Annotated in this window: 15 protein-coding genes; 5 read left to right on the plus strand and 10 right to left on the minus strand. The window is 46.1% G+C overall.

What is annotated here, in order from left to right:
* Positions 1 to 3: 3 nt before the first annotated feature.
* From ACUN2T_RS15180 to flgB, 7 genes are all read right to left on the minus strand, one after another.
* Entirely contained in the window at positions 4 to 756 is a 753-nt protein-coding gene (locus ACUN2T_RS15180; RefSeq protein WP_445493842.1) for a flagellar basal body L-ring protein FlgH, read from the minus strand.
* 72 nt (positions 757 to 828) lie between these two features.
* The gene (gene flgG / locus ACUN2T_RS15185; RefSeq protein ID WP_445493843.1) at positions 829 to 1,611 is read right to left on the minus strand and encodes a flagellar basal-body rod protein FlgG; all 783 of its coding nucleotides are present in this window, start codon (positions 1,609 to 1,611) and stop codon (positions 829 to 831) included.
* Positions 1,612 to 1,634: 23 nt separating this feature from the next.
* Entirely contained in the window at positions 1,635 to 2,390 is a 756-nt protein-coding gene (locus tag ACUN2T_RS15190) for a flagellar basal body rod protein FlgF (RefSeq protein WP_445493844.1), read from the minus strand.
* Between the two features lie 18 nt (positions 2,391 to 2,408).
* Positions 2,409 to 3,623: a flagellar hook protein FlgE gene (gene flgE / locus ACUN2T_RS15195; RefSeq protein WP_445493845.1), complete on the minus strand. Its 1,215-nt coding sequence runs from the start codon at positions 3,621 to 3,623 to the stop codon at positions 2,409 to 2,411.
* 27 nt (positions 3,624 to 3,650) lie between these two features.
* Entirely contained in the window at positions 3,651 to 4,346 is a 696-nt protein-coding gene (gene flgD, locus ACUN2T_RS15200; RefSeq protein ID WP_445493847.1) for a flagellar hook assembly protein FlgD, read from the minus strand.
* Positions 4,347 to 4,358: 12 nt separating this feature from the next.
* The gene (gene flgC, locus ACUN2T_RS15205; RefSeq protein ID WP_445493848.1) at positions 4,359 to 4,763 is read right to left on the minus strand and encodes a flagellar basal body rod protein FlgC; all 405 of its coding nucleotides are present in this window, start codon (positions 4,761 to 4,763) and stop codon (positions 4,359 to 4,361) included.
* Positions 4,764 to 4,768: 5 nt separating this feature from the next.
* Positions 4,769 to 5,182, minus strand: a complete 414-nt coding sequence (gene flgB, locus ACUN2T_RS15210) for a flagellar basal body rod protein FlgB (RefSeq protein ID WP_445493849.1) — start codon at positions 5,180 to 5,182, stop codon at positions 4,769 to 4,771.
* Between the two features lie 240 nt (positions 5,183 to 5,422).
* On the opposite strand from flgB, the gene flgA reads away from it, so the two are divergent.
* The 5 genes from flgA to ACUN2T_RS15235 all read left to right on the plus strand — a co-directional run bounded on the left by flgA (position 5,423) and on the right by ACUN2T_RS15235 (position 8,627).
* Positions 5,423 to 6,082, plus strand: coding sequence for a flagellar basal body P-ring formation chaperone FlgA (flgA, locus tag ACUN2T_RS15215; RefSeq protein WP_445493850.1), 660 nt, complete (start codon positions 5,423 to 5,425; stop codon positions 6,080 to 6,082).
* 125 nt (positions 6,083 to 6,207) lie between these two features.
* Entirely contained in the window at positions 6,208 to 6,510 is a 303-nt protein-coding gene (gene flgM, locus ACUN2T_RS15220; RefSeq protein WP_445493852.1) for a flagellar biosynthesis anti-sigma factor FlgM, read from the plus strand.
* Between the two features lie 11 nt (positions 6,511 to 6,521).
* The gene (locus tag ACUN2T_RS15225) at positions 6,522 to 6,962 is read left to right on the plus strand and encodes a flagella synthesis protein FlgN (protein ID WP_445493854.1); all 441 of its coding nucleotides are present in this window, start codon (positions 6,522 to 6,524) and stop codon (positions 6,960 to 6,962) included.
* A 335-nt stretch (positions 6,963 to 7,297) separates the two neighbouring features.
* Positions 7,298 to 8,428, plus strand: a complete 1,131-nt coding sequence (locus ACUN2T_RS15230) for a hypothetical protein (RefSeq protein WP_445493856.1) — start codon at positions 7,298 to 7,300, stop codon at positions 8,426 to 8,428.
* Entirely contained in the window at positions 8,373 to 8,627 is a 255-nt protein-coding gene (locus ACUN2T_RS15235) for a hypothetical protein (RefSeq protein WP_445493857.1), read from the plus strand. The genes ACUN2T_RS15230 and ACUN2T_RS15235 overlap by 56 nt, the downstream gene beginning before the upstream one ends.
* Before the next feature lie 142 nt (positions 8,628 to 8,769).
* Here ACUN2T_RS15235 and ACUN2T_RS15240 read toward each other — a convergent pair whose 3' ends face one another.
* The 3 genes from ACUN2T_RS15240 to ACUN2T_RS15250 all read right to left on the minus strand — a co-directional run bounded on the left by ACUN2T_RS15240 (position 8,770) and on the right by ACUN2T_RS15250 (position 13,442).
* Positions 8,770 to 10,248, minus strand: coding sequence for a hypothetical protein (locus ACUN2T_RS15240; protein WP_445493858.1), 1,479 nt, complete (start codon positions 10,246 to 10,248; stop codon positions 8,770 to 8,772).
* A gap of 48 nt (positions 10,249 to 10,296) precedes the next feature.
* Positions 10,297 to 11,766, minus strand: coding sequence for a hypothetical protein (locus ACUN2T_RS15245; RefSeq protein WP_445493860.1), 1,470 nt, complete (start codon positions 11,764 to 11,766; stop codon positions 10,297 to 10,299).
* Positions 11,767 to 11,951: 185 nt separating this feature from the next.
* Positions 11,952 to 13,442, minus strand: a complete 1,491-nt coding sequence (locus tag ACUN2T_RS15250) for a hypothetical protein (protein ID WP_445493861.1) — start codon at positions 13,440 to 13,442, stop codon at positions 11,952 to 11,954.
* Positions 13,443 to 13,445: the final 3 nt, after the last annotated feature.

Raw genomic sequence — 13,445 nt, forward strand, 5'->3', positions numbered from 1 at the left:
CTTTTAAAACGGTGAAATATTCAAGAAGAAACGCTGTAACCAGCCCATGTTCTGCGCTTCATTGATATACCCATTACCCACATATTCAATACGGGCATCAGCGACCTGATTAGAGCTGACGCTATTATTGGCGTTGATAGTCCGTGGGTTAACCACACCGGAGAAACGGATAAACTCGGTTCCCTGATTGATGGCAATCTGCTTTTCACCGACAACATGTAAGTTGCCATTTGCCAGTAACTGATCAACTGTCACGGTAATCGTACCTTTGAACGTATTATTGGCATTAGCGCCCCCTTTTCCGCCAAAAGTATTCTCCCCTTCCATCCCCAGATCCGTTTTATCTCCACCTATTAACCCTTTCAGGAAGCGGGGAGTCAGTGCGGCGGAAAAAGCCGTTTTCCCGTTACGGCTGGCATTGGCGGAAGAACTTTTACTGGCGCTGACATTTTCCTGCAAGGTAATCGTCAGGGTATCGCCAATATTTCGTGGGCGACGATCTTCAAATAACGGCTGATAACCATAATAAACAGGCTGCACTACCTGAAAAATGGCGCCATTCGGTACTGGCGCAGTTGCCGCGGAAGGTGCTGCGGTTGTGGCTCCCCCAACCAGAGGTTTCTGTGGGATATAGGCACAGCCCGTGAGTGACAATACCGCCAGTGCTATACTGCAACGCCATTTATTTGCCGCACTTTTCCGTAAATCGCGGGACTGACAAACAGTGCTGGTCTCGGCAACAGCCATTGTATCCATCTTCGATACTCTTAATTTATCTCTGAATAACGGGGAAACGGTGTTCCCCCGTGGTTCTGATTGATGATTAGGTTATAACTGAGTCAGTTTTTGCAGCATCTGATCCGAAGTCGACACAGCTTTACTGTTTATTTCATAAGCCCGCTGCGTCTGAATCATGTTGACCAATTCTTCAGCCACATTGACGTTAGATGTTTCTACATATCCTTGATTGAGTAACCCGGCACCATTGATTCCCGGCGTGTTTTCAGCCGGCACCCCGGAGCTGTTTGTCTCCAGATAAAGGTTTTCACCAATACTTTCCAACCCACTGTCATTGATAAAGGTTGTCAGAGTAAGTTGCCCAACCTGCTGAGGCGCAGATTGCCCCTGCACTTTCACACTCACCAAACCATCACGGCCAATGCTCATTTCTGTGGCGTTATCAGGGATTATGATTGCCGGAGAAATCTGAAAACCACTGGCGGTTGTCAGTTGTCCATTCTGATCCATCTGAAATGAGCCGTCGCGGGTGTAAGCCGTGGTGCCATCGGGTAACTGAACCTGAAAGAACCCCTGTCCTCTAATCGCAACATGTCTGGTGTTATTGGTCTCGAATAAATTACCCTGCTTGTGCAGACGTTCTGTCGATACCGGGCGAACCCCGGTACCTATCTGTAAACCAGAAGGTAAGCGGGTTTGTTCCGATGACATAGCACCTGGCTGGCGAATGTTCTGATAAAGCAGATCTTCAAAAACAGCGCGCTGACGTTTAAAACCATTAGTGCTGACGTTCGCCAGGTTATTGGCAATCACATCCATATTAGTTTGCTGGGCATCCAGCCCAGTTTTAGCAATCCATAATGATCGAATCATCGGTTTTATCCTCTGTGTCTGAATCAACTCATTGATAAGAGCTGATTGGCACGTTGTGTATTTTCATCTGAGCTATGGATAACTTTCATCTGCATTTCAAAGCGACGAGCGTTGGCAATCATACTCACCATGCTTTCCATCGGGTTGACATTACTTCCTTCAAGCACACCCGGCATTAATTTCACCTCATCGCTGGCAGGAAAGACATCACCCTGTAGCTCTTGCGCCTGTTCCGTCATGTGGAAAAGGCCATCATCCCCACGGACAAGCTGACTATCTTCAGGTTTCACCATTTTCACTCTGCCAAGCAGCCCTAACTGAGTGGGCGGATTACCGGCAATCAACGCAGAGATAGAACCATCAGCAGCCAGTGTTAATTCAGCTTGTGGTGGAATCTCTATCGGGCCGTTATCACCCACCAGCAAGTTACCCTGGACAGTCAACTGACCTTCCGGTGAAATTTGAATGCTACCGTTACGCGTATAAGCCTCAGAACCATCTTCAAGCTGAACAGCCAGATACCCCCCCTGCCCAATAGCCACATCAAGCGGACGGGCAGTATAGTTCATCGGCCCCTGACGATGGTCAGCACCCGGTGTTGAAGCCACAACCAAAGTACGGGTGTTATAGGCAGCCCCTTCAACAGGAACCGCCCGCAATGCAGCCAGTTGCGCCTTAAAACCCGGCGTTGATGCATTTGCCAGGTTATTTGCCGTCACCGCCTGATGTTCCAGTGTCTGACGAGCACCGCCCATGGCGGTATAAATGACATGATCCATAATGCTATCCTGAAACTATCAGCGCAGGCTGACCAGAGTTTGCAGGATCTGATCCTGCGTTTTAATGGTCTGAGCATTGGATTGATAGTTGCGCTGAGTTACGATCATATTGACCAGTTCCTGGCTCATATCAACGTTGGATGATTCCAATGTACCACTGAGCAATTTACCAAAATTACCAGAGTCCGCCGTCCCCACCACCGGGCTACCTGAAGCGCCGGTTTCTGACCACACGTTGTCACCCTGCGCCGCCAGCCCTTCCGGGTTGGCAAAGTTAGTCAGCACAATCTGACCAAGCAACTGGGATTGCTGATTAGAATAGGTACCGATGACACGACCATCGTTCTCAATACGGTAGCCACTAAACTGACCCGCAGAATAACCGTTTTGGGTTGGTTTGGTTACGCTGTCAGCATCAATTTTTTGTTGCCGGCTGTTATTAAAATTAATGGTAATATCCGAAGCCAAAGAACCATTCAATGAAGGAACGTTAAACGTGAACTGGTTCTCATTACCAATGACTTTACCGTTACCATCAAATTTCAGGGTGCCGAGTGAAGCTGCTTGAGCATCGGCAACATCCCCATCCCGCGCATGAACTTGCCATTCGTTATCCTTTGTTTTTACAAAGAAAATGCTAATACCATGCGGGTTACCCAAACTGTCGAAAACGGTGATCGTATTAGGGTAGTTATAAGAATCAGGCTTATCTGGCGAGAAAGCTTCTGTTGGTACTTTATGCATCGAATTGAGGTTCGCTTGCATCGTCACCGCAGTTGTCGCTTTCGCCGACAACATATCCTGAGATACCGTAATTGCTACCGGGTTAGCGCCCTTCTGAACCTGTGGTGCTCCCCCATTGATACTCACTGCCGGATAGCCAGTCAGTTTCAAACCTTGCATATTAATAATGTTACGGTTCTCGTCCATTTTGAACTGGCCGTTACGAGAATAGTAGATCCCGCCATTATTGTCTTGCAGACGGAAAAAACCACTTTGTGTGATCGCCAGGTCGAGGGGGCGATTGGTGGTGGTAGGCGTACCGTCTTTAAAGTTCTGGTTAACACCCGACATTTTTACCCCCAGACCCACCTGAGAACCAGCAAAGATGTCAGCAAAAGCCACAGCGCTGGATTTAAAGCCATATGTCGCTGCGTTAGCGATATTATTACCTATAACATCCAGATTAGCTGACGCTGCATTCAAGCCACTCACTGCTTGTGAAAAAGCCATATTACTCTCCGTTAAAATTCTCGTTTGTTAAAGAATCTGACGTACCTTATCCATCGTGACAGTACCGGCCAGTCCTAAATCTAACTTAGCGCCGTCCCCTCCACGGGTAACGCCATTCACAACCGCGAACGTCAGTGGCTGAAACACTCTCTGCTCGCCTTTATAGCTGGCTGCAATGGTGATTTTATAAGCGCCACCCACAGCCATCGTGCCATCTTCTTTTGTGCCATTCCAGGTGAAGGTATGGACCCCCGCATCCAGAATACCGATATCAATCTGGCGTACAACAGCCCCTTGTTTATCAGTAATGGTCACGTTCACATTATCCGCCGGCCTTTCCAGCTCAATACCAAATGGTGTAATACTGAGCCCATCTTCCTCGCTGGAACCAACCAGAACCGTATCGCCGGGGATCATAACGCCCCGCCCAATCAGAGCTGATGCCTGTAAAGACTGGCTATTATTAATCTGACCAACAATAGAACCCAATGTCGTATTCAGCTTTTCAATCCCATTTACCGTGTTTATCTGTGCCAAATGGGCGGTCAGCTCATTGTTTTTCATCGGGTTGGTTGGGTCTTGATTTTTCATTTGCGTGATCAGCAAGTTCATGAAGTTGTCATTCAGCTCTTCACTGTCTTTCTTCTTTGTCTTGCTGGACGATGCCAACTCCCCAACAGTGGTGTTATCCATTGGTTCGTTCATTGCACTGGCAATTCCCATGAGACGCTCCTGTTACTGACCTAACGTTAATGTTTTCAGCATCATCGATTTGGTTGTATTCAGTACCTCAACGTTGGCCTGATAGCTACGGGAAGCCGAAATGGTGTTGATCATTTCCCCGACAACATCAACGTTTGGCATACGCACATAGCCCTTTTCATCGGCCAGCGGGTGCCCTGGCTGATACTCAAGGCGGAAAGGGGTGGGATCATCGACAATTTCACTAACCCGAACACCGCCTGTTTCCTGCCCTGCCGGTGTAGCAACCCGAAAAACCACCTGTTTCGCCCGATATGGCTGACCATCAGGCCCCGAAACGCTATCGGCATTCGCCATATTGCTGGCACTGACATTTAATCGTTGGGATTGAGCTGATAATGCCGAACCGGCAATATCAAAAATACTGAGTAAAGACATGGCCTTTATCCTTGCTGTAAGACTGACATCATGCTTTTAACTTGGGCGCTGGTCGCCGTCAGTTCAGCCTGATACTTCAGGCTGTTATCCATAAAATTGCCGCGTTCCATATCCATATCCACCGTGTTGCCATCCATCGCCGCCTGATAGGGCACCCGATACAGCAAATCCATCTCCATTCTCTTTTGAGGCTGAATTGGAATATGCCGATCCGATGTCAGCGTCAGCCCGATTCCGTTTCCGGTGACCCGACCGTGCTCAATAGTTTTTTTCAGTTGTGTGGCGAAATCAACATCCCGCGCCTGATATCCTGGAGTATCCGCATTGGCGATATTCGCGGACAATATTTCCTGTCGCCGTGATCGCAATGACAAAGCTTCCTGCTGAAAATGAAAGGCTGCATCTAATTTATCGAGCATATTCCTCCCCCTGATGTGACTTACCTGTGTTATGAACCTTAATAGCGCAGTTCGCGATCGCGAAACTCGCAGTAAACAGAATAAACGCAGAAAGAAAAGCCTATCGGATGAATAGACGCTAATTGAATTGCTATTTATCCCATTGACCGATATTCAATACAGGTACACTGTGCGCCACCCAACAGCCGCGGATTTATCTACTTTATTGACAGAATTGACTGAAATAATGAGAGCGAGAAGATGCAAGCTATAAAGGTTATCGGGCTATTCGCGGTTTTCTTTATGACTCCGATGGTATGGGGGAATAATCTACCTCAAGCCATAACGCATTATTTTCAGCAGATGCACGGGGACAATCATCAAAAAATTTCTGTTAAAATCAGAACACCGGAACGGCAATGGCCTCAGTGTGAATCACCAGAAATTCACCCGCCGGTTAGTGGTCAACACTGGGGAAATATCTCTTTACCCATCATTTGCCATCAAAAACGCAAATTTATTCAGGTCACTGTCAGCGTGACAGGACATTATTGGGTTACCCGCCGCGTCCTCTCCCGTAATGAAGTTTTATCGGAGAAAGATTTTCAGGTCAGAAGCGGATTGCTGGAAAAACTACCGAACGATCTGATTGTTAACAAAAATGAAATAAAAAACAGTGTTGCTATACGCAACATTCCGGCAGGACAGGCAATTACCCGCAATATGTTACGTCGCCCGTGGGCTGTGCGGGCAGGTCAGAATGTGGGGGTGATTGTACAAGGAAAGGGTTTTCAGGTACGCAACGAAGGGAAAGCTATTAATAACGCGGTAACTTCTGATAAAGTCAGGGTTCGAATGAATTCAGGGCACGTTATAACCGGCCAGGCGTTAGAAAACGGCAGTGTAAAAATCATGTTATAAGTTGCTAAAGTTTTCTTTTACTGTGCCGATATAACCAGCAGAGCATGATTTGCAGGTATGCAAATGGCATGTAACCTGCTCCGATCCATAGGTGAACCTATGCCTGGCCATAAAGGATAATGATTATGAGTATCGAACGCACTCAACCCTTATTAGCTATCGCTGCTGTTCAACAGCGACCTACTAATGAAAGCGCCCAGGGCACCCGAAGAACCTCCGGCGTTACGTTAAAAAGCAGTGATGCACAAGTAAAACTGAGCGAAGCACAAACAAAACTGGTTCAGCCGAGCAGCCAAGATATCAACATCCAAAAGGTGCAAAAGCTGAAAGAAGCTGTCGCTCAGGGAACCTTAAAAATGAACAGCGGTAAAATCGCAGATGCTCTGCTCAGAGAAGCCGCCGAAAACTTTCCGTATTATAAAAAGTAATTAAACCCGTTATGGAAGAACTTCAACAATTACTCGAACAGCAAGCTACCTATTTAACCTCGCTGACCCAAACAATGGCGGAAGAACAGCGTATTCTGTGCGAGGGTTTTATTGAAGCACGAGATTTACACTGGGTAACAGAACGAAAAAACTTTCTGTTATCCGCGCTTGGTCATTCAGAACAGCAGCGTCTTAATTTAAGCAAAGAATTAAAGACCATCGCGCCTTACGATAAGCAACCTGTGCTTGCCACATTATGGCAACAGATCGGCAAAGCAATTACCCAGGTTCGTGATTTAAACGCCCATAATGGTCGATTATTAGCCCAGCATCTTGAGTTAAATAGCAAAACTATCGCTTTTCTAAAAAGCCACCACAGCCCCTCTCTTTATGGCTCAGACGGTCAGGCTACCCGTCACTCCATGCTTTCCGGCCATAAAGTCCAGGTTTGATTCAGCGCATTACCGCCCATCGCGGTAGTGCCGTTTTTTATTATTTTGATAGTATTTGTCAGCATCGGCTTCCTGTTCAATCCAAGCTTCGTAGCTGCTCACGGAGTCCTCAAGCATGAATAATTCAGACGAAAAGTATTGTGAAACGGTTATTGCAATCTGGGAAGAAAAGATTAGCAAAAATCACCATTTATAAGTCAATGTAACAATTACACAATTACAATGTTTTGCGTGTTACGAAAATATATTGCAGAATAAGAATAAACGGCAACGGGTATTGACAATATAATTTTTAATTACTCAACATACGAGTTTCAACTTCAGGAACAATATTGATGCACAAGCAACTAAAAAAAAGAAAATCGAGCGGACAGCAGATACCAAAAACGCCTCAGCAACAATTCAAAGCTTACTGGAAGTCCATCGAAAAATACCAATTGAAGATCGCCAAGCTACAACAGCAGCAAGACGCGTTGTTCATGCGCTTTCAACAGGAGGTTTTACCGGTAGAGCATCAATATATACAATCCAGATATGATAAAGCGGCACGGTTGCTTTCATTTGCCGAAAAGAAATCGCTGGGGAAAAACCAACGGAGAGAATTATTTTTCTGGATAGAAGAAGAGCTTGCTGAGTTATGTACTTACCCCTTTAACGAAAACCTTGATCTCAATAAGTTGACCGATCACTTTTCCAATCTTCATGCGTTGAAAGAAGAGGAAACGCCGACACCAGAACAGATGGCTGATATCCGGCAGACTCTGGATGAATATTTTGATTTTAATGAAGAAATATCTGATGAAGAATTACTTGATATGATGAAAAGTCCTGAAAAAATGCGGGCCACCATAGAACAGCATTTTCAACGGGAATCAGAACATTTCTACGACGAATATGATGCAGAAGACACCACTGACTTCGACCCTGCGGCAGAAGACCAGAAAAAACTGGATGATTTATTTAAATCGCAGGAAGTGAGCCAAATGTATAGAAAAATAGCCAAGGTATTACATCCGGATCGTGAACAGGATTTAGATGAAAAAAAGAAAAAAAACCAGTTGATGGTGCAGTTATCAAAAGCCAAGAAAGATAATGATATCTGGACGATAATAAACATGTACCACCAGTACATTGATCCAACTTTCAGCTTTAACAGTCGGGATATATCCGACATCAATAAGTTGCTAAAAGCACGTATAGATATACTAGCCAGTGAGCTTAATCAGCTAAAGAAATCTGATTCGTTACCGGGCATGATTTGGCGCACACTGGGAGGTGAAACATCGAAGGTAATAGAGGATAACCTCCGCGAACACTGCAAAAAATTGCGGCAAAATAGAGAAAACGAAATCCAACTACGCGAAAGCCTGCGTTCACTCACTGTACTAAAAAGCTACCTTGCAGAACGACGTGATACCTTTGAATTTGAACAGGATATTATCGACTATCTTTTCAAACAATCTTGAATCCACTGAGTCTGACGGAGATTTCAGCGGCTTACTCTTCTCCTGGTCTGGCGAGCAGGGCTGCGGCCTGCTGGCAAATGCAGCCAGAGCAGGAGCTGGTTATATTCCAATTAAAGGTAAAGAGAAAATTGATATGGGGCCATTGTATAACCGGGGGGAACTTGTAGAACTTCCTGATGTTAATTCCCGTAAAAAGTAATCTCGCTTCATAAGCATAAATAAGCCTTAATCAAGTACCGCTCATCATAATGAACGGCACTCTTTTATCCACGATGATTATCCATTTCGCTAATGCAAAAAACGTGATCATAACGGGCGTCATACGTGTGTGATTATGAGTATTATTTCACATTCTCAAAGATATAAACTGCACCGGCTTTGGGCTCAGAATCGACGTTCTCTGCCCATGCACCAACGGCCAAACTCGTCCCCGCCTTATTCAGGCCGACAACCCCACCAAAACCATTTGGATTGCCTGAAGGATTCAAAATCTCCATAGGTGTTTCCATATTCCACTCATCATTCAGACAGGTATACACATACATCCTGGAAGACGCCCCCACGACCAGACGATCCCCCGCATCATTCAGTTCGAGTGAGCTGCCAAAATACGTTACGCCACTTGCAGGGGCCGAAAACTTAATGGGATTTTCTCTATCCCAGATCCCATCCCTGCGCGTATACAGATAAACTTCCCCATCAGTGGATTTATAAAAATTCGTACCCACCGCCAGACGATCTCCCTCTGCATTCATGCTAAAAGCCCAGCCAAAACCGGATGAGTCATCTTCAGGAGCTCTAAACTTAATAGGGTTTTCTCCATCCCAGATCCCATTTGTGCGTGTATACATATAAATCGTGGAACCGTTATCACGCGCCGCCAGGCAGTTTCCCGCGGCACTCAGGCGGGCAATCCTGCCAAACTGATAAGAATCCGAAGGGAGCGGAATCTGAATGGGGTTTTCTCTATCCCAGATCCCATTCTTGCGCATAAATATACGGAACGGAGAGAAGTATTGGCCCCCCGCCACCAGACAGTCTCCTGCTGCGCTCAAGCTGACACTCATACCAAAGTATTCACTTGCACTCGGAAACACAATGGGATTCTTTGTATCCCAGACGCCATTCGTGCGCGTATACACACAAACCCTCCCTATGTTATCAATCATCGCTGGCACCGGGCTTCCCAACGCCAGGCAATCTCCCGCCGCATCCAGACTGACACTCCATGAAGCTCTATGATCTTCATCTTCATTAACCTCAAGCACAATAGGCTTACTTGTATCCCACTCACCACTCTTCCGGCGCGCATATACATAGACTCTATTAATCATCCCAACCGCTAAACAGTCTCCCGCTGCGTTCAAGCTAACAGAACTGCCAAAGCTCTCATCCTTTTTGGGGAAGGGAGAAACAATTCGCGTTATCATGGTGCGTTTCAAACCCAACACCTGAGTGATCTCCATCCGTTCCCACCGCGATAAACTGAAAAAATCTGCAAACTGAACCTGCCGAGCGGTATCAAACTTTAGATACCCACCTCCATCAAAAGAGAGTCCACCTCCTGGTTTCAGTGATAGGGCCAAAGCGCCTTGATTAGAGTTTAACCCGCCAGAATGCTGGGTGTTGAGGGCCAGTTTCCCTTTGCCATCTCGTTTTAGCCCTGTGGTTGGGCCATCACCCTGAGCGCCATCAATGATTTCATATGCTTTATATGCTTCATCAATCAAATGGGAAAAGGCTTCCGGCATGAGCCTCACACCAGATTTAAAATTCGCTTTCAATGAGTCAACGGTATTAATTTCTTTATCAGTCATCATAATTTCCTCGAAAACTGTATTAAACAGTCACCGTCATCTATATGGGAATCATTTAATATTTTCAAAGATGTAGACTGCACCGGCTTCGGACTCAGAACCAAACTTGAATGGACCTGCGCCAACAACCAAACTCGTCCCCGCCTTATTCAGGCCGACAGCCCCACCAAAACCACTTAAATTGTCTGAAGGGTTCAAAATCTCGATAGGTGTTTCCATATTCCACTTATTATTTATGCAGGTATACACATATGCCCTGGAATATGCTCCCACTACCAAGCGATCTCCTGCATCATTCAGTTCGAGCGCGCGGCCAAAATACGTTACGTCACTTGCAGGAGCCGAAAACTTAATGGGATTTTCTTTATCCCAGATCCCATGCGTACGCGTATACAGATAAACTTTCCAATCAGCGGGTTTATCCTCATTCGGCATTATCCCCATCGCTAAGCGATCTCCCTCTGCATTCAGTCTAAAAGCCCTGCCCAATAATAGGTGATTTTCAGGGGAACTGAACTTAATGGGGTTTTCTGTATCCCAAGTCCCATTTGTGCGTGTATACACATAAATCATGTGACCGCCATCATCCAACGCCGCCAGACAGTTTCCCGCGGCACTCAGGCGGACAACTTTGCCAAATCTATAAGGAACCGGAAACTGAATAGGGTTTTCTGTATCCCAGATCCCGTTCGTGCGTGTAAACATAGAGAACATAGGATAGTACCCGCCTCCGTACCCGCCCCCACTCACCAGACAATCTCCTGCGGCGCTCAAGCTGACATTCTCACCAAAATATTCAGCAGCCTGCGGAAATACAATGCGGTGTTTTGTATCCCAAACGCCATTCGTGCGTATATATGCATAAACCATAGAGGGCGAAGTGTTTCCCAAAGCTAGGCAATCTCCCGCCGCATCCAGACTGACATCCCATGAAGGCTTACGAGATTGATTTTCAGAATTCTCAAGTACGATAGGCTTTCTTATATTCCACTCACCCCTCTTCCGACGCGTATACACACAGACTTTACGATTCGACCCAACCGCTAAGCAGTCTCCCGCTGCGTTCAGGCTAACAGAGCTACCAAAGTACTCATCCTCTATGGGGGAAGGAGAAACAATTCGCGTTATCAGAGTACGTTTCAAACCCAACAACTGCGTGATCTCCATCCGTGCTCCCCGCGATAAACTGAAAAAATCCGCAAACTTAATCTGCCGAGCGGCATCCAATTTCAGATATCCTCCCCCATCAAAAGAGAGTCCCCCTTCTGGTTTCAGTGATAAGGCCAAAGCTCCCTGTTCAGGGTTTAACCCGCCAGAATGCTGAGTGTTGAGGGTCAGTTTTCCTTTGTCATCTCTTTTCAGCCCCGCGATTGGGCCATCACCCTGAGCGCCATCAATGATTTCATATGCTTTATATGCTTCATCAATCAAATGAGAAAAGGCTTCCGGCATGAGCCGCATACCAGATTTAAAACTCGCTTTCAATGAGTCCACAGTACTAATTTCTTTATCAGTCATCATAATTTCCTCGAAAGCTGTATTAAACAGTCGCTGCCACCGGTTTCTGTTCAGGGAAATTTAGACCCACTACCCGGTTATTAAGAATGCGAACTGCCAGCATTCAATAACAACTCTGACAATTTATTCCCACGCCCCTTAAAAACCCATGCTGGCAATGTTCCGCTTAGTGTTAGTGATGATGGGCATCATTTAACATTCTCAAAGACATAGACTGCACCAGCTTCAGACACAGAACTAACCTCGGCTGAAATTGCACCAACCGCTAAACTCGTCTCCCACCTATTCAAACTGACAGATTTACCAAAACCATTTAAATTGTCTGAATTGCCTGAGGGGTCCAAAATCTCGATAGGTGTTTCCATATTCCACTTATTATTTAGACAGGTGTACACATACACCCGGGAAGCCGCCCCCACGACCAGACGATTTCCCACATCATTCAGTTTGATAGCACTGCCAAAATACGTTACGTCACTTGCAGGAGCCGAAAACCTAATGGGACTCTCTGTATCCCAGATCCCATTCGTGCGCGTATACAGATAAACCTTCCCCTTAGTAGGGATATCATAATCTACCCCCACCGCCAGAAGATCTCCCTCTGCATTTAGGCTAAAAATCCGATTAAAACTGGATGAACGATTTTTAGCGGCCATGAACTTAATGGGGTTTTTTTTATCCCAAATCCCATTCGTGCGTGTATACACATAAACCACATTTATTGGATCATGAGAATAATCGATACCATATCCCGCCAGACAATTTCCCGAGGCACTCAGACAAACCTTGGTAAACGAGTTAATCAACTTAAAGGGGTTTTCTGTATCCCAAATCCCATTCGTGCGTGTATATATGTAGGACCAAGAGTCGCCCGCCACCGCCAGACAATCTCCTGTGGCGCTCAAGCTGACATTGTGACCACCAGCGTATCCACGTTGATCTTCCAGCGGAAACACAATGGGATTTTTGGTATCCCAGACGCCATTCGTGCGCGTATACACACAAGCCTTCACTTTCTTATCATTAAGAAAGTATTCCACCAAGTATCCCACCGCCAGGCAATCTCCTACCGCATTCAAACTGACGTCCCATAAAGAACGACGAGATTGATTTTGATCATCCTCAAACACAGTGGGAGCGTTTATATTCCACTCACCCTTCCGGCCCGTATACACACAGACTTTATTATCCATCCCAACCGCTAAGCAGTCTCCCGCCGCGTTCAGGCTCACAGAAGTGCCAAAATATTCATTCGCTTTAGGGGAAGGAGAAACCATACGCGCCATCATGGCACGTTTAAAACCCAACAACTGCGTGATCTCCATCCGTTCCCACCGCGATAAACTGAAGAAATCCGCAAACTGAACCTGCCGATCGGCATCCAATTTCAGGCGCCTTCCTCCATCAAAAGAGAATCCACCTTCTGGCTTTAGTGATAGAACCAAAGCCCCCTGTTCAAGGTTTAACCCGCCAGAAAGGTGAGTGTTGAGAGCCAGTTTTCCTTTATCATCTCGTTTCAGCCCTGCGGTCGGGCCACTCCCCTTTCCGCCATCAATGATTTCGTATGCCTTATATGCCTCATCAATCAAATGGAAAAAGGCTTCAGGTGCAGGCGGAACACCGGACTTAAAACTCGCTTTCAATGAGTCAACGGTACTAATTTCTTTATCAGTCATCATATT

This window comes from Photorhabdus machadonis (genome assembly GCF_052657765.1).